The organism is Arthrobacter terrae (assembly GCF_015708085.1).
In the GTDB taxonomy this organism is placed as follows: domain Bacteria; phylum Actinomycetota; class Actinomycetes; order Actinomycetales; family Micrococcaceae; genus Arthrobacter_M; species Arthrobacter_M terrae.
Genome location: NZ_JADNYM010000013.1, coordinates 1 through 14,983 on the forward strand (window position 1 = coordinate 1; position 14,983 = coordinate 14,983).

Annotated in this window: 16 protein-coding genes; 10 read left to right on the forward strand and 6 right to left on the reverse strand. The window is 63.7% G+C overall.

Going from position 1 to position 14,983, the window contains the following annotated elements; all coding sequences use genetic code 11:
• The 7 genes from IV500_RS21475 to IV500_RS11150 all read left to right on the forward strand — a co-directional run.
• On the forward strand, nucleotides 1-240 hold a 240-nt coding region (locus tag IV500_RS21475), incomplete at its 5' end, for a hypothetical protein (RefSeq protein ID WP_230854838.1).
• 49 nt (nucleotides 241-289) lie between these two features.
• A complete protein-coding gene (locus IV500_RS21935) occupies nucleotides 290-418 on the forward strand; it encodes a hypothetical protein (protein ID WP_281064028.1) in 129 nt (42 codons plus the stop codon).
• Nucleotides 419-580: 162 nt separating this feature from the next.
• Nucleotides 581-2,185: a Na+/H+ antiporter gene (locus tag IV500_RS11130; protein ID WP_196396892.1), complete on the forward strand. Its 1,605-nt coding sequence runs from the start codon at nucleotides 581-583 to the stop codon at nucleotides 2,183-2,185.
• 203 nt (nucleotides 2,186-2,388) lie between these two features.
• Nucleotides 2,389-3,825, forward strand: coding sequence for an MDR family MFS transporter (locus IV500_RS11135; RefSeq protein ID WP_230854839.1), 1,437 nt, complete (start codon nucleotides 2,389-2,391; stop codon nucleotides 3,823-3,825).
• Between the two features lie 33 nt (nucleotides 3,826-3,858).
• Nucleotides 3,859-4,731: an HpcH/HpaI aldolase/citrate lyase family protein gene (locus tag IV500_RS11140; protein ID WP_196396893.1), complete on the forward strand. Its 873-nt coding sequence runs from the start codon at nucleotides 3,859-3,861 to the stop codon at nucleotides 4,729-4,731.
• Between the two features lie 22 nt (nucleotides 4,732-4,753).
• Complete coding sequence (locus tag IV500_RS11145) at nucleotides 4,754-5,728, forward strand: DUF2797 domain-containing protein (protein WP_196396894.1); 975 nt, start codon at nucleotides 4,754-4,756, stop codon at nucleotides 5,726-5,728.
• A gap of 81 nt (nucleotides 5,729-5,809) precedes the next feature.
• The gene (locus tag IV500_RS11150; protein WP_196396895.1) at nucleotides 5,810-6,037 is read left to right on the forward strand and encodes a DUF3188 domain-containing protein; all 228 of its coding nucleotides are present in this window, start codon (nucleotides 5,810-5,812) and stop codon (nucleotides 6,035-6,037) included.
• Between the two features lie 94 nt (nucleotides 6,038-6,131).
• Here the strand turns inward: IV500_RS11150 and IV500_RS11155 are convergent, their stop codons facing one another.
• Nucleotides 6,132-7,685, reverse strand: coding sequence for an MFS transporter (locus IV500_RS11155; RefSeq protein ID WP_196396896.1), 1,554 nt, complete (start codon nucleotides 7,683-7,685; stop codon nucleotides 6,132-6,134).
• A 113-nt stretch (nucleotides 7,686-7,798) separates the two neighbouring features.
• Here IV500_RS11155 and IV500_RS11160 point away from each other — a divergent pair, with 113 nt between their 5' ends.
• Entirely contained in the window at nucleotides 7,799-8,368 is a 570-nt protein-coding gene (locus tag IV500_RS11160) for a TetR/AcrR family transcriptional regulator (protein WP_196396897.1), read from the forward strand.
• Between the two features lie 72 nt (nucleotides 8,369-8,440).
• On the opposite strand, the gene IV500_RS11165 is transcribed toward IV500_RS11160, so the two are convergent.
• A complete protein-coding gene (locus IV500_RS11165; RefSeq protein WP_312875906.1) occupies nucleotides 8,441-9,196 on the reverse strand; it encodes a GAF and ANTAR domain-containing protein in 756 nt (251 codons plus the stop codon).
• A gap of 249 nt (nucleotides 9,197-9,445) precedes the next feature.
• Here IV500_RS11165 and IV500_RS11170 point away from each other — a divergent pair, with 249 nt between their 5' ends.
• Both IV500_RS11170 and IV500_RS11175 read left to right on the forward strand, forming a co-directional pair.
• Entirely contained in the window at nucleotides 9,446-10,303 is an 858-nt protein-coding gene (locus IV500_RS11170; RefSeq protein ID WP_196396899.1) for an alpha/beta fold hydrolase, read from the forward strand.
• Nucleotides 10,304-10,313: 10 nt separating this feature from the next.
• Complete coding sequence (locus IV500_RS11175; RefSeq protein WP_196396900.1) at nucleotides 10,314-11,066, forward strand: esterase/lipase family protein; 753 nt, start codon at nucleotides 10,314-10,316, stop codon at nucleotides 11,064-11,066.
• Here IV500_RS11175 and IV500_RS11180 read toward each other — a convergent pair.
• The 4 genes from IV500_RS11180 to IV500_RS11195 are packed head-to-tail and all read right to left on the reverse strand — an operon-like array spanning nucleotide 11,025 to nucleotide 14,974.
• Nucleotides 11,025-11,636: a DUF2510 domain-containing protein gene (locus IV500_RS11180; protein ID WP_196396901.1), complete on the reverse strand. Its 612-nt coding sequence runs from the start codon at nucleotides 11,634-11,636 to the stop codon at nucleotides 11,025-11,027. The two genes, IV500_RS11175 and IV500_RS11180, sit on opposite strands and share 42 nt — an antisense overlap.
• Nucleotides 11,637-11,646: 10 nt before the next feature.
• The gene (locus tag IV500_RS11185) at nucleotides 11,647-12,393 is read right to left on the reverse strand and encodes a glycosyltransferase family 2 protein (RefSeq protein WP_196396902.1); all 747 of its coding nucleotides are present in this window, start codon (nucleotides 12,391-12,393) and stop codon (nucleotides 11,647-11,649) included.
• On the reverse strand, nucleotides 12,393-13,802 hold the full coding sequence (locus IV500_RS11190) for a bifunctional PIG-L family deacetylase/class I SAM-dependent methyltransferase (RefSeq protein WP_196396903.1): 1,410 nt from the start codon (nucleotides 13,800-13,802) through the stop codon (nucleotides 12,393-12,395). The genes IV500_RS11185 and IV500_RS11190 overlap by 1 nt, the downstream gene beginning before the upstream one ends.
• Entirely contained in the window at nucleotides 13,796-14,974 is a 1,179-nt protein-coding gene (locus IV500_RS11195) for an acyl-CoA dehydrogenase family protein (protein WP_196396904.1), read from the reverse strand. The genes IV500_RS11190 and IV500_RS11195 overlap by 7 nt, the downstream gene beginning before the upstream one ends.
• Nucleotides 14,975-14,983: the final 9 nt, after the last annotated feature.

The following is a 14,983-nucleotide window of genomic DNA, read 5'->3' on the forward strand; positions in this document are numbered from 1 at the left end:
CCGGCCCGGACCACGGCTGCGGGGCTGGACCCCGTCCATGACCGGTACCGGGCAAACAGCCTGGACCTCACCGGCCGGGACGTACTACCCGCCACCACCACCAGACCACCACCCACCACAGCTTCCAACACGCCTTCCAGTAATGCGGCCAGCAATGCGTCCAGCAGGGCTCACCGATCCGGGAGCCACCACAACGGCAAGGACAGGCACAGCAAAGACAGCCAAAGTAACGACAGGTAAAGCAAGGACAGGTAAAGCAAGGACAGCAGGCACGATCCCGGCAGGAGCGATGCCTACAGGAGCGATCCTGCGTCGAACAACCTCGCCACCGGATCCCTGCCAAGACGCCACCTACCGCGCCCTGTACCTGATCGACTCACAAATACCCCACGAACCCGAGCGCTCGGAGGACCTGTAGTCAGGTGATCCGGAACGCTACCGACCTGTTGCGCCAGCGGGTTCCTGCGGGAGGCTAGTACCACGGACGCGGTAAATTTGGAGAGGTCGTTGGACTTCGCCTGAGAAAGCGTCCAATCGATCTGACCCGTCCGGTCCAACTTATTCTTGGAAAGGTGGCCAGGTGGAACAGCTGGCACTCATTGTCGGTCTGCTCTTTGCGACAGTAGTTGCCGTCGGATTTGGTGATCGGATGCGATTGCCATATCCGGTGCTGGTGCTGATCCTTTCCGCAGCGCTTACCTTTATCCCCGGCTTTCCAGATCTGCAGATTGCGCCGGAACTGATCCTGCCGATCTTCCTCCCGCCGCTGCTTTTCGCGACGGCGCAGAAGAGCTCGTGGGTGGTCTTCCGGATCCGCTGGCGGACACTCCTGCTGATGGCCATTGGCCTGGTGGTGGTAACGACCGCTGTCACGGCCGGTGCAGGTTGGCTGTTGATCCCAGGGATCGGAATTCCGGGGGCCATCGCGCTCGGAGCCGTCGTGGCCCCGCCGGATCCGGTAGCTGTGGAATCAGTGTCCGCCCGGGTACGCATGCCACGCCGGCTCACGACCATTCTGCAGAGTGAGGGGCTGTTCAACGATGCCGCGGCCATTGTCATTTTCCAGGCCGCGACCGCTGCCACAGTCTCAGGTTCCGGGATCGGGCCGGAAATCGCCCTCAGTTTCATACTCGGAGCCGCCATCGCTGTGGCGGTGGGCATGGCCATGGGGTGGATCACGGTTCTGGCGTCCCGCCTGATTCAGTCAACGGTTGCGCGTAGCGCGGTTACGCTGGTGGTTCCCTTTGCCGCCTACATTCTCGCGGAGGAGTTGCACGCGTCCGGCGTGATCGCCGTCGTCGTCACGGCACTGGAAATGAAGCGGCACGCGCGGGCCGAAGATGCCGCGGAGCGGCTCACCGGCGCTGCATTCTGGGATGTGGTGGAGCTTCTGGCCACTGGCCTTGCTTTCGGACTGGTGGGTCTTGCCATCAAGCGCGTGATTGACGAGGAAGGCAGCGCGATTTTCGCAATGCTGCCGGCTGCCGTCGTGATCTGTTTGCTGGTTATTGTGGTCCGCGTGCTTTGGATCTGGCTGGTTGCCGGGATGATCAAAAAGCGCGGTACGGAGCTGTCCCGGCTCTCGTTCAAGGACGTGATTGTGTTGTCCTGGTGTGGTATGCGCGGCCTGGCTACGCTGGCCTTAGCCCTGGCCCTGCCGCTCACGCTGGACAGCGGCGCCGGCTTCCCCGCCCGGCACGAGATCATTGTGATTGCCTGTGCGGTGCTGCTGGCCACGCTAGTGCTGCCGGGACTGACCTTGCCGTGGCTGATGCGTGTTCTGAAGGCCTCCGAGGACCCGTCGGTGGAGCGTGATGCGGCCCGGGTCCTGGCCCGGCGGGCACAATCTGCCGCGCAGGCGGCACTGAAGAACAATCCGTTGATCAAGGAGCTGCCGCCGGAGAAGCTAAAGATACTCCGGTCCCGGATGACGCGGTTATACGCGGAGTTGACGGACAACACGGGGTTGCCGGGGACTACGGCCGGTGGCGGTAAGCTCGACGAGGCCGCGGCGGGGGAACTACGGGCGCGGGGCAGGGAGCTGGTGGTGGCAGTGCAGACCATCGCGCTGGACGCCGCCCGGCAGGAAATCATTGCGGCCCGCAATGAACCCGGCACCGACCCGGAGGCGGCAGATCATGTGCTGCAACAGCTGGATCTGCGGACCATGATCATGCCGGAGTAGGTTGGCGATGCCACTGCTTATGATTCGTCCTCTTTCTTCCCGCTTCTTCCCGGTGCAATCCGTAGCGCGCCCGGTGCGGAGCTTGTGCGAGGTGTTTGGGCGCGGAGCAAACCAGCGGTGGGGACCGTCGTCGAAAGATTCCCATTAGCAGCGCAACGCAGCTAAAATAACAGTTTCGGCAACCATCGTTCCCAGGAATACTCATGTCTTCTAAGACCAGCGCGGAAATCAGCGCGAGCGCTGCATCGACAAAGATGCCGAAGGAATCCGTCGCTGTGATCGCCACGCTTTTGGTGGCGACATTTGTGGTGATCCTCAATGAAACCATCATGAACGTGGCGCTGCCGCGGCTGATGTTGGATCTGCATGTCTCCGCATCCACGATCCAGTGGCTCTCCACCGGGTTTATGTTGACCATGGCCGTTGTCATCCCGACCACCGGCTTTGTTCTGCAGCGGCTGACTACGCGGACAGTGTTTCTGCTCGCCATGGGTGCGTTTTGCGCAGGCACGGCGCTGGCGGTGGTGGCGCCTGGTTTTGAAGTACTGCTGCTGGCACGGGTGATCCAGGCGGTGGGAACGGCCACCATGCTACCGCTGCTGATTACCACCATCCTCACCCTGGTGCCGCTGGAACGGCGCGGCTCGGTAATGGGAAATGTGACGATCGCGATTTCTGTGGCGCCGGCGCTTGGTCCGACGGTTTCGGGACTGATTTTGCAGGCGCTGTCCTGGCGGTTCATGTTCGTTTTTGTGCTGCCCATTGCCTTGCTGGCCTTGGCCATCGGCGCCAAGTACCTCACGAACATCGGCGAGAAGGACGTCTCCAAGCTTGATGTTCCCTCGGTGATTCTCACGGTCCCCGCGTTTGGCGGCGTGGTTTATGGCCTGAGCGGGATCGGCGGCCAGGGCGACGACGGCTCAACCGTTTTGGCGATAGCGGCCTTGGGTATCGGCGTGGTCAGCCTTGCGGCCTTTGTGCTCCGACAGGTTCGGCTGCAGACGGGAGGCGCCCCGCTGCTTGACCTGCGCGCGTTCAGATTCCGCATGTTCACTGTCTCGACCATGCTGCTGGTCGTGGCGATGATGGCGCTGTTTGGCAGCGTGATCCTGCTGCCGATTTACCTGCAGCAGGTCCACCACTTGGACAGCGTCACCACCGGGCTCGTGCTTCTGCCCGGCGGCCTGGCTATGGGACTGCTGGGCCCGGTGGTAGGCCGGCTCTATGACAGGATCGGCCCACTACCACTAACAGTCACCGGTTCCGTGCTGATGGTGTTGTGTCTTTGGCAATTCTCCCTTTTGACGGCTCTGACGCCGGTGTGGTGGATTGTTACTGTGTATATGGGCCTCAGCGCGGGGCTGGCACTGCTTTTTACCCCGGCCTTCACCTCGGGGCTGAACCCGCTCCCGCCGCATCTGTATTCGCATGGTTCGGCGATTATGAGCACGCTGCAGCAGGTTGCGGGGGCGGCGGGAACGGCCTTGTTGGTGTCTATCTTCGCCGTCGCGACAGCGATGTCGGGGGAGGAAGCGGGAATCCGTACGGCGTTTCTGGTAGCCGCGGTCATAGCTGTGGCCGCCGTCGGGCTGTCTGCCTTGATGCGCAAGGCGCAGGCGCCGCCGGTGCCGGCAGAATAGTCGCGACGGCACCGGCGGATATACGGTAGGTCTATGTCTTCCACGCCCGGCACAGCCGTCCCCGCTAAAACAGCCCGTATCCGTAACATTCCCGCGGACATCGCCCGGTCCTGGCTTCTGGTGCCGGCCACTAAGCCCGAGCTTTTCGACGACGCCGCGGCTTCCCGTGCGGACGCTATTGTGCTCGACATCGAGGATGCCGTTGACCCGGTGAATAAGTCCTCAGCCCGGAGCGCCGTGATCGATTGGCTACGCAATGGGGGGCAGGCCTGGGTGCGGATCAATGATGTCCACTCGGAATTCTGGGCCGACGATGTTGCGGCGCTGCGTAATGTTCCCGGTTTGCTGGGAGTCATGCTGGCTAAGACGGAAAGCGCCGAGCAGGTCAAGGAGACGTTCCACCGGCTCGACGGCAACAGCCGCGTGCTGGCCTTGGTGGAATCCGCTTATGGCATCGAGGAAGCGAACAATATTGCCCGTGCGGAGGGCGCGTACCGGCTGGCCTTCGGTTCCGGGGACTTCCGCCGCGATACGGGGATGAGCGCGGACCGCGAAGCCATGGCCTACCCTCGGGCCAAGCTCGTGGTGGCGAGCCGGGTGGGCAATCTGCCCGGCCCCATTGACGGTCCCACAGTGGGCACGAACCACCCGATTCTGCGCGAGCAGTCCGCTATTACGGTGTCCATGGGAATGACCGGAAAGCTCTGCCTTGCCACGGATCAGACAACGATCATCAACGAGGTCATCAGCCCCACTCCGACAGATGTTGCCTGGGCCTCGGACTTCATGGCGGATTTCGATGCCCGCGGCGGTGTGATCCGGGATGGCTCGGACCTTCCGCGGCTGGGACGCGCCGAGAAGATCATCAAGCTGGCCGTGGCGTTCGGCGTCCAGCCAGCCGCCTGACGGACGCGGCGCCGCTGTTTAGATGTTGATCCGCGGAGTCAGCTGGGATGAAACCGGTCCCTCCCTGTCCTTCAGCGCGGAGCCAGGAAATACGGGTGACGGCGGCACGCGTACGCCGTCGTCGTCCCTGCCGTCGTCGTCGTCCCTGCCGCCGTCGTCGTCCCTGCCGCTGTCCGCTGGCCGGTGGCTTAGGTTCACCGTGCATATGGGCCCACGATACTGCGTCGGTTCTTCCGCCGTCTTCGGGCCCACGGAATCGGTGCACAGCCCGTGCCCGCAGCTGTCCGCGGCCAAGCGGGGCTACCAGTGCGGGCCGTGTTTTGCCCGGGATGACTTCCGCTTCATGCACGATTTCCACCGCAGCGGCATTGCCCCGTCCGGTCTGCGTGCCTACCTCAACCAGCCGCATTGGCTCTATATTGCGACTTTCGCGGACGGGGCCACGAAAGTAGGCACAGCCTCGCAGCGCAGCAAGTGGAGCAGACTGGCGGAGCAGGGTGCGGTGGTGGCACAGTATGTGGCGCTTGCCGATGACGGGCGCATCATCCGCCGGCTCGAAGACCTGGTCACTGGCCATTTAGGGCTGACCCAGCAGATCAGGTCGGCTGCGAAATCCGCAGCGCTGCTAAATCCCCTCCCGGCGCCTGGCCTCGCCGCCGTAAATGCCGGTCACGCCCGAGCTGTCCGCGGACTCTTGCGGGATGTCGGGCTGGCGGGCTTCCGAAGCGTGAATGAAGTCTGGGAACGACCGGAGCATGCACACGGCCTGGTTGAACCGGCTGAGGGGGCGGCCGCCCAGCGGCATCCGTACCCGTCGGCCCTGGACGAGGGTGGGCACGGTCTGCTGATCAAGGCGGCCCTGGGCGGCTGTGTCTTGGCTGCAATCGATGAAACCCAGACGGACTTCGTGGTAAATCTGGGCCTGTTGAAAGGGAGGCGGGTTACTCTCGGCAATTACCGTTCCGTGCCTCCCGCCGTCCAGAATCCCCTTTTCTAACACCCGCGGCGCCCGCGTTGGGGCCATGGTGCCGAACCGGCCCCAACGCGGGCCCATCAGATACAAGGCTAAGCTGGGGGCGTGCTCAACGAATTCTGGGAAACCTCCGGTCGGCTCTACAAGATTCTGGTCTTCAGCGCCATGGGTGCAATTGCAGTGGGGCTGGTGCTGACCGTCGTTGGAGCCAATGCACATGACTCCACCAAAACTTATGTGGGACTGCCGTTCATCGGCCTGGGCCTGATTCTGCACATTGTCTCACTGGTGATCCGCGGGCAGCATGTCCGTAAAAACCTGCGCAGGAAATAGCGCCCGACGTCCGCCGGGATAAATATGCGCAGCCGGCCGGGCCGGGAAAGCGCAGGCGTTGATGGCCGACGGCGGCAGATGCGTGCCGTCGTCGTCAGCTTGTCTTGACGCTGCGCAGCGTCAAGATCGACATCGCAGCCGCAGCGATCATCAGAACCAGGCCCACTGCTGCGACCAGACCGGCACCGGAATCGAAGGCGTGCCGGGCCGAGGTGAGAAGTTCGCCGGCCGGTCCGGCAGGCAACGTGGCCGCGGCGTTTATGGCCCCGCCTAGAGTCTGGCCGGCCTCCTGCTGAGCTGACGCCGGCAGCAAACCCGGCACTATGACGTGGAGGCGGTAGGCCGCAGCCAGAATGCTGCCCAGCACGGCGGTCCCCAGCACCGCGCCCACCTCGTACGCCGTTTCGGAAATGGCCGACGCAGCCCCTGCCTTGTCGGCCGGGGCCGCGGCAAGAATCAGGTCATTGGAGATTGTTTCCGACATGCCGACCCCTGCGCCGAGCAGTCCGAACGCGAGTAACAGCCCACTTCCGGAACCCGAGCTGTTCAGCAACACGCTCAGATACCCCGCGGCGTTCAGGAGCAGACCGGCTGCCACCAGGTAGGCCGGCCGGACCCGACGAGCCAACCTGACCACGAGCAGGCCGGTGACGATGGAGATGATAAGTCCCGGCAGCAGGGTCAGCCCGGCACGGGTAGGGGACTGTCCGACCACCAGCTGCAGATGCTGAGAGACGAAGTACAGGAAGCCCACCAGCGAAAAAATGCTCAGTAGGTTTGCGGCAACGGCTCCGCTGAAAACGGGGTTGCGGAACAGCCGTACGTCCAGCATGGGGTCCCGTTGGCGCAATTGCCGGCGGACAAAGAGCAGACCCAGGGCCGAGCCGGCCAGCACGGGCACGATGGAGCCGAACCCCAGACCCTCCGCCGCCAGGGCCTTGATTCCGTAAATAAGCGGAACCATGGTCCCAAAGGACAGCACAATGCTCAGCGGATCGATCTTACCCGGCGAGGGATCCCGTGATTCCGGAACGCACAGCGGGGCAAGGATGAGCAGCGGAATGAGCATCGGGATACACAGCAGGAAGATCGATCCCCACCAGAAGTGGTCCAGCAGCACCCCGCCCAGGAGCGGCCCCATCGCGGCGCCGCCGGAGAATCCTGCCGCCCAGACAGCGATGGCGATTCGACGCTGCCCTGGATCGGTGAAAATGTTGCGGATTAGCGACAATGTGGAAGGCATCAGCATGGCACCGAAGAGACCCAGCAGCGCGCGGCAGCTGATTAGGCTTCCGGCGGTAGGGGCGAAGGCGGCGACGACCGAAACGGCGGCGAAGCCGAGGCTGCCGATCATCAGCATTCTACGGCGTCCGAACCGGTCCGCCAGGCTGCCCATCGGGACCAGTAGGCCGGCAAGGATCAGCGGGTAGATATCGATGATCCAGAGTAGGTCTGCTGCCGCCGGGTTCAAGGCCAGCGAAATTGCAGGGACCGCGAAGCTGAGCACCGTGTTGTCGACGGAGACCAGCAGCACGGGAAGCATGAGGACCGCCAGAGCGAGCCATCCGCGGCGACCGGCTTTTACCGGCAGACGGGCGAGGTCTGCTGCTGGAACCGCCACTGTGGGACGGTCGGTACTCAATGACATGGCGCGCAATTCCTTAGGGGTCGAAAGATCTTTCCAATTTTATACCGTCTGGACTGTTTAGTAAACCGTCCGGACGGTTTAGTCGAGGAGTGCATGCCGGTAGAATGTAGCGCATGTCTAATCAGCCCTCGGCCCGTGATCGAATACTGCTTGCCTTTGAGTCACTTTTGATCGACGAGGGCGGACGAGCGGCGACGCTGGACGCCGTAGCCGCTGCCGCCGGCGTGTCCAAGGGCGGCTTGCTGTACCACTTCAAGAGCCGCGACGCCCTGACCACCGGTCTGATTCAGAAGCTCAGCGAGTTGGCCGAGATTGACTTCACCAAGATGCGTGAAGCACCGGAGGGGCCGGCCGAATATTACATCCGGACCTCCGTATTCGCGGGAACTTCTTTTGACCGGACACTTGTGGCGGCAACCCGGCTGGCACAAGGCCAGGATCCTCAGGTCAGCGAGGCGTTCACCGCCATGCAGAGCAGATGGATGGAATTGATCGCCGAAGAAGTCCACGATGCCGGCATTGCACGGGCGATCCTGCTGATTGGCGATGGTCTGTACTACAACGCCGCGCTATTCGGCGCACCGCACGGGGAGCAGGGACACGGGGAAACTGCAGCCACCGGGAGTCTGCTGCACGTGGTCGGGCTGCTCAAAGGACAGTCGGCCGCCGTCGACAATCGATAAAACGTCCCGGGGAGACGAGCCGGGCTGCCACCGAAGAGAAGAGCGGTAGGGCGACGATGCTGCACGGCCGGGTCAATGCTGGGTCTGCGAAGGGATTTCACCGCTGGTGACTAAACGGATAGCCACATCCCGCAGCTTCAGATTGCTGTTCTGGCTGGCGTGGGTGAGGATGGCGAAGGCCTGCTGGTCGGTGATTTTGTGCCTTTCCATCAGGATTCCCTTGGCCTGGCCAATCAGATCCCGCGTGGTGAGTGCCTCCTGAAGCTGTTCCGTCTTTTGCGCTTCGGCGAAGGCAACGGCCGCGTGCGCTGCGACGAGAAGCCCCACATGCTCTGATTCATCGGTGAAGGCACCGGCCTCTTTTGCATACAGGTTTAATGCGCCAAGGTTGCCGCCTTCGACGTAAAGCTGGAAGGAGAGCATACTTCCCGCCCCGGCTGCATAGGCCCGTTCGGCAAAGCGGGGCCAGCGCTTTTCGGTGGACATATCCGCCACCCGAACCGTTTTTTGTTCGTAGACCGCATCCAGGCACGGTCCCTCGTTCACCTCCATCTGGATGGCATCGATGCGTTTCGGCAGGTCACTTGACGCGGCACGGGAACCAACTTCCTTCCGGCCGACCACCACACTTATAGAGCCTTCCTCCACGCCTGGAATCAGCTCGATAGCGGCCTGGACCATGCCAGCAAGAATTGCATCCGTATCGACTTCATTTTGTAAGGAGCGGGCCAAGTCGCCCAGGCGCACGGCGAGGGCGTCCTGGCCGGCGGCGGTACCGGTGTTCTGTTTGGATGGCTGGCCGCTAGCGGCTGCGCTGACGTTCTCCACCTTCAGTTCCCTTCTTCGAAACGTACGGTCCCGTAGATGAGGGTGTGAAGACATTCTGCCACGTCATTGGGCGACAACCATTGGCTCTACCCATGAGCTTCGTTGAAATTTATCAGGACAAAGACCTGTCGACCTGCCGGCATCTGCGCATTGAGGTCCAGGCTTTGCGTTGGCTCACGGGCGGGTCACTTGCTGGCGGCGGCAGCGTAGGGAAGAGTTGCTGGTATGCCGAAAAAGGGGCGCCCCCGGATGGACCATGCCAGACAGCACGCCAAAGCGGATGCCAGAGCGGATGCCGGACCGCTCGCCGGACAGCACGCCAAAGCGGATGCCAGAGCGGATGCCGGACCGCTCGCCAAAGCGGACAACAAACGGCAGTCCAGGACGTTCGACGTTGACGGCGTCACCGGGGTGACGCATAGCCGCGGATCAGGTCCGGATACTTACGTCCTGATCCACGGTATTGGCATGTCTTCGCGGTATTTTGAGCCGCTTGCCCGGGAACTGTCCAAGCTGGCCACTGTTCACTCGGTGGATCTCCCCGGCTTCGGTAAAGCTCCTAAGCCGTCGCGGCCGTTATCCATGGAGGACTTAGCGCGGTGGGTCTGGGGCTGCCTGGACCAGTTGAACGTTTCCCAGCCGATTCTGATTGGACATTCGATGGGCTGCCAAGTGACGGTGGAAATGCTGCGGCAGCGCGCGTCGGCCCCGGCGGCGGTGCTGATGGGACCGTGCGTTAACCGGCAGGAACGCACCGCCTGGCAGCAGGGTCTGCGGTTGCTTCAGGACACCTTCCGTGAACCGATGGCTGCGAATGCGGTGGTTTTTTCCGATTACGCGTTCCGTTGCCGGCCGCCCTGGTACCTGGTAACGCTGCCCTTTATGCTCAGCTATGCTCTCGAAGAAGCTATCGCTGAGGTGGATGTTCCGGTGCTGATTATGCGCGGCGCCCGGGACCCGATTGCGCCGCGCGCCTGGCTCGCTGAGCTGGCCGCCCGCTGCCCGGTAGCCGAAGCCATGGAGATAGCAGCCGAGGGCCATATTCTGATGTACCGCTCGCCATCGGTAGTTGCCGGCCACGTCCGATCACTCCGGGCCCGGGTATGAGGCTGGGACGATGAGGCTGGGGACGATGGCGATGACGATGACGAAAGCCTGGGCCTGGGTCCTGGACTATCTTTACGTGTCGTTCTGGCAGGTCCGCGGTTTGCTCATCCGGGATTCGGCACAGGAGCTGCTGCAGGATGTGCGTGCGGATGCCGTTCCGGTGCTGCTGATCCCCGGGATCTATGAAAATTGGCGTTTCCTGCGTCCAGTGGCGAATCGGCTGCACGCCGCGGGCCACCCGGTGCATGTGGTGGCACGCCTGGGCTACAACCGCGGCACCATCCCGGCGATGGCTGAGCTGGTGGAGAACTATCTGCTGGAGCAGAACCTGAGGAACGTCGTCGTCGTCGCGCACAGCAAGGGCGGACTCATTGGCAAATGCCTGATGACCGGCACATCGGCAGCAGACCGGGTGAGCGCGATGGTTGCCGTCAATACACCCTTTTCCGGCTCCGTATACGCCAAGTACGCACCGGCACGAACCATCCGTGCCTTTTCGCCCAACGATCCACTGCTGCTGCGGTTGGCGTCCAATCTGGAAGTAAACAGCAGGATCACGGCGATCTACAGCAGCTTTGATCCGCATATTCCTGGTGACGGCCAGCTGGCAGGCGGCACGAACATACGGCTTGCCGCGATGGGGCATTTTCGCGTCCTCGGTGATCCGGCCCTGCTGCAGGCGGTCGGGGAGGCTGTCGCCCGCAGGCCGGACGCAGCACCGTCAGCCCGCGATGCGGGCGCCGATGCTGGCGAAGATCATTGAGACTTTAATGCCGATGGCGATGAAGCTGAGCACGACGACGGCAATCAGCACCCAGATCGTGGCAAGTCCGCGCCCCGGAGCGACCTTGTGGACAATTACAGTCCGGCCAATTATGTACACCGTCGCGCTCAGAAAAGTCCACGCCCAATGGAATGGACGGACCACGCCGTCCCGGCTGAGGGTTCGCCAGTCAAAATAGGCTAATAGAACGGACACTGCGTAGATGATGAACCCTGTTGCCAGCAACAGGAAGTATCCGGGCGTATAGAGGGAGGCCGGATCGAGCGTCCTCAGCTGCCCACGGCCGATGTACTGGTAGCGGAAAACAGGGTTCCAGGCGAGCTGAAGCCCCACCGTCAACAGCGGCAGCAGCACGATCAGCCAGATGAAAGGGTTATACACCCGGGTCTGCGCGCTGATTTCCGGACGGTCCATGGGCGGATTGGGAATGGGCGAACCGCCGAAGTGCTCCGTCCACGCGGTTCCGTCCCACCATTGCAGCCATCCCGGATTTGACGGGCTCGGGTACCACCCGGGCTGGACCGTTGCTTCGTTCGCTGGGCTGGTCATAGTGCTCCTTCTAGGCCTGGGTGTCGGCTGTGACTTTGCCCGTTGCCTGGGAGTCCAGGGCCGGCGCTACAACCTCGCGTGCAAGATAGTCCGCGAAACCGCCGTGCACGCGGCTGTGCGTGCGGGCAGAAGTCCTGACCCGGCCGGCGTCGGTACTGCGGATCCGCAGGCCGGCCGCAGCGGCGGCGAGGACAAAGTTGCGGTCCTCGTGCAGCGTTACATCGTCAAAACCGCCCAGCCGCAGGTAAGCGTCCGCGCGGAATCCCAGATTTGCCCCGTGGATGTGCCCGTGGCCTTCCCTCAGATTATGGCTGCCAAACCATCGGACCGACTGCTCCTGCGTCAGCTCCGAAGTGTCCGGCTGAACGGTCCCGGCCAGCACGTCCCAGCCCCGTGCCGCCGCTTCGGCCTGGACCAGCAGCCAGTTCCGCGGAACCATGCTGTCCGCGTCGGTATTGGCAATCCATATCACCGCCGGCGCACCGCGGCGAAGCACATTCCGGATACCGGCATTGCGTGCAGCTCCGACTTTTCCGGCCTCGCTGTGCAGTGCAGAGGCCAGCGGGTAACGGCGGACGACGGCGGCAGATCCGTCGGTTGTGCGGTCCAGCACCACCGTGACACTGACGGCGATCGATGGGCGCTGGCTGTGCAAGTGGGCGGCGGCTTCCCCAAGAGCTGCAAGACAGTCCGGCAGCAGCCGCTCTTCGTTGCGCGCCGGAACGACGACGGCCAGCCGCTCAAGCGGGCGGCGCATTACGGACCGTCCTGCACAACGGTAAAGACCTCTAAAATAAAGTCCTCCTCGGTGTAGATACCACGTGTTTTTAGGCGTCCGTCGCTGCGCAGGAAATCGTGGACTGCGTCTCCGTCCAGCGGCCACCCGGTGATCTGGTGCCGCCAGTGGCATGCCACCAATGTCCCCGCGGGGGCGAGCGAGCCGAGCATCAGGTCCAGCGTTTTCAGCAGCGTGCCGCGGTCCAGGTAGTAGCCGACCTCGGAAAGGGCGATCAGGTCGAAGGAATCGGTTGGCCATTGTCCGGGAACCGCGAGCTGCATCGTCTTCACCCCGGGCAGGTCTGCGTTGCGCCGGGCGGCGGTTTTGACCGCCTCCTCGCTCAGATCCACAGCCAATATGCGCCGGCAGCGCTGCGCCAGATCCCGGGTCAGCACTCCGGTGGAGCAGCCGATCTCCAGTGCGGAAGCGTACTCCCGTGCGGGCAGGGCTGCGATGGTGAGCAGCCGTTTGCGTTCCTCATACCACGCTTCGGGGGCGGCCCAGGGTTCGGCCAGATCCTGATGAACCGCATCAAACTGTGCCTGTGCCCACTTAACCCGTTCGTCGCCGTCGGGCATCATAGAGCCGGCCGCGTCGATGAAAATCTCATATGGGCGGCGGAAGTGGCTGATCATTTCGGGTGAAAGCAGGGTTTCGTCCCCCGGCAGGTCCGACAGCGGCGAATTCTGGCTGAAGTGGCAGGTGATGGCCCGTTCCTTTCCGGCGATATCCGTTGCCGCCAGGGTCAACCGGCGCATCGACGACCATGGAACCCGGGAGGAATCCGGCGTGCCCCAATGCCAGAGCCATACGGGGTATTCCAGGAACGTGCTGCCGCTTTCCGCCGCCGCTGCGGCCGCAGCCTCGCCGGCGGCGTCATGATCGGTGTGGCCATCCGCGCGCCAGGGAGCCACGATCAGCGTCTGCCCCTGCTCCGCTTCAGCCGCCGCTGCGCCGGCCCCCGCCGGATCGGGGGCGTCCGCGCATTCGGCCAAAATAGCCTGCTTCAGCAGCTCTCTGGAGTCCGCAACCCTGCCGTCCGGGAGCCCTAACCGGCGGATTTTCGCCGCCGGCGCGAGCGTGCCCATCGCATGATCGAGCTCCGAGCCCCTGATGGCGGCCAATTGCGCGGGTGTGTGCGTGCTGGAATCCGGATGCGACGCCTCACCATCGGTGGCAACGAGCAACCGGACCTCCAAACCGTGCCGGGAGGCACGCTGCAGCAGCCCGGCAGCGGCCAGCGTTTCGTCGTCGGGATGGGCAGAGACGAGCACCAGCTTGGTAAAGCGCGGCAGCCTAAGATTGAGCTCCGGCGTGGCGCCGAGCCGTTCGGAGCCGCGCCAGACGCCTTCGGCCGTGCCGTCGTCGAGGTGGTTGAACGTCACCATGGCAGCCGCCCCGGTGCCAGCAGCTGCTGGCCGATCGACGCAATCGACCGTTCGGCGTGATCTTGGCGAAGATAGACGGTAAGGTCTGCGACCCGGGCTGCATGGTCGGCGTCGAAAGCCAGTGGTTCCGGGCCCATGGCGTGGCCGGCAAGTTCAAGAATTGATTCAGAAGCACGGACGACGGCGGCACGGGCGCGGGCCGCGGGCAGGGAAGCACCGGCAGTGTGACGGTCGCTGTCAGCCTGCCGCGCCGCCAGGGCGAGTGCATTGCGCGCTGCCGTCAGATGGCCGTCGACCAGCCCCAACTGCAGCAGTGCGATCTGATCCGGCTCGCGGCCGGCGCAGTGGGCGTAGACGCGACGGGCGACCGCAGTAGCGGCGCCGAACCACAGCGCCGCTACGCCCGCCCCACCCCAGGCAAAGCCGGGCCTGGCGAAATACCAGCCGGGGGCGCCGACCGGAACGGCGGGCACATGCTCAAAGGAGATCGGTCCACTGCTGACTTCGGGCAGACCCAGCGCCACCCACCCGGTCGCGATGACGCTCACGCCCGGATCCTTCAGATTCACCGCAAAGGCCCGCCGTCCGTCGTCCGTGCGGGCGGTGACAATCGCATGGCTGAGGCGTCCGGCGAGGGAGCACCACGGTTTGGTCCCGGTGAGCATCCAGCCGTTTCCCTGCCGGTGTGCCCGCAAGTGCTGGTCCTTGCCCTCAGCGGCGAAGACCCCCCAGCAACTGTTCCCGGCTGTGGCGAGCTGCTCAAGCTCCTCGGACCCGGATTGTTGCCGGGCCTGGTGAAGGATACTGACGGCATCCAAATGCGGCTCAATGCTTCTGCCGACAGAAAGATTGCAGGCGCCGACGGTGGCAAGTGATTCCCACAGCTGCAGGGTCCGGCCCTCCATAGGATAGGGAAGTTCCTGGCCCAGCCGGATCGCGAGAGCCAAGGCCGGCTCTATCCCGCCCGCACAATCGAGCGCCCGTGCGGCGATGGTGCGCAATTCCGGCAGCCATTGCGCAGAGGAATCGGATTCCGGTGCCAAGCGGACCGGCGGTAGTGATGGCTGTCCGGTGCTCGGCTGTCCGGTGCTCGGCTGTCCGGTGCTCGGCTGCCCGGGGCTTGGCTGCCCGGGGCTCTGGCGTACGGTGCTTTGGCGCTCGGAGCCGGTCATCGGACATCC

What these genes read in the sequence shown, in the direction of transcription:
- IV500_RS11170 (WP_196396899.1), top strand. Translation starts at nt 9,446, where the DNA reads ATGGACCATGCCAGACAGCACGCCAAAGCGGATGCCAGAGCGGATGCC.
- IV500_RS11190 (WP_196396903.1), bottom strand. Translation starts at nt 13,802, where the DNA reads ATGGTGACGTTCAACCACCTCGACGACGGCACGGCCGAAGGCGTCTGG.
- IV500_RS11155 (WP_196396896.1), bottom strand. Translation starts at nt 7,685, where the DNA reads ATGTCATTGAGTACCGACCGTCCCACAGTGGCGGTTCCAGCAGCAGAC.
- IV500_RS11145 (WP_196396894.1), top strand. Translation starts at nt 4,754, where the DNA reads ATGTTGATCCGCGGAGTCAGCTGGGATGAAACCGGTCCCTCCCTGTCC.
- IV500_RS11185 (WP_196396902.1), bottom strand. Translation starts at nt 12,393, where the DNA reads ATGCGCCGCCCGCTTGAGCGGCTGGCCGTCGTCGTTCCGGCGCGCAAC.
- IV500_RS21935 (WP_281064028.1), top strand. Translation starts at nt 290, where the DNA reads ATGCCTACAGGAGCGATCCTGCGTCGAACAACCTCGCCACCGGATCCC.
- IV500_RS11160 (WP_196396897.1), top strand. Translation starts at nt 7,799, where the DNA reads ATGTCTAATCAGCCCTCGGCCCGTGATCGAATACTGCTTGCCTTTGAG.
- IV500_RS11175 (WP_196396900.1), top strand. Translation starts at nt 10,314, where the DNA reads ATGAGGCTGGGGACGATGGCGATGACGATGACGAAAGCCTGGGCCTGG.
- IV500_RS11195 (WP_196396904.1), bottom strand. Translation starts at nt 14,974, where the DNA reads ATGACCGGCTCCGAGCGCCAAAGCACCGTACGCCAGAGCCCCGGGCAG.
- IV500_RS11180 (WP_196396901.1), bottom strand. Translation starts at nt 11,636, where the DNA reads ATGACCAGCCCAGCGAACGAAGCAACGGTCCAGCCCGGGTGGTACCCG.
- IV500_RS11135 (WP_230854839.1), top strand. Translation starts at nt 2,389, where the DNA reads ATGTCTTCTAAGACCAGCGCGGAAATCAGCGCGAGCGCTGCATCGACA.
- IV500_RS11140 (WP_196396893.1), top strand. Translation starts at nt 3,859, where the DNA reads ATGTCTTCCACGCCCGGCACAGCCGTCCCCGCTAAAACAGCCCGTATC.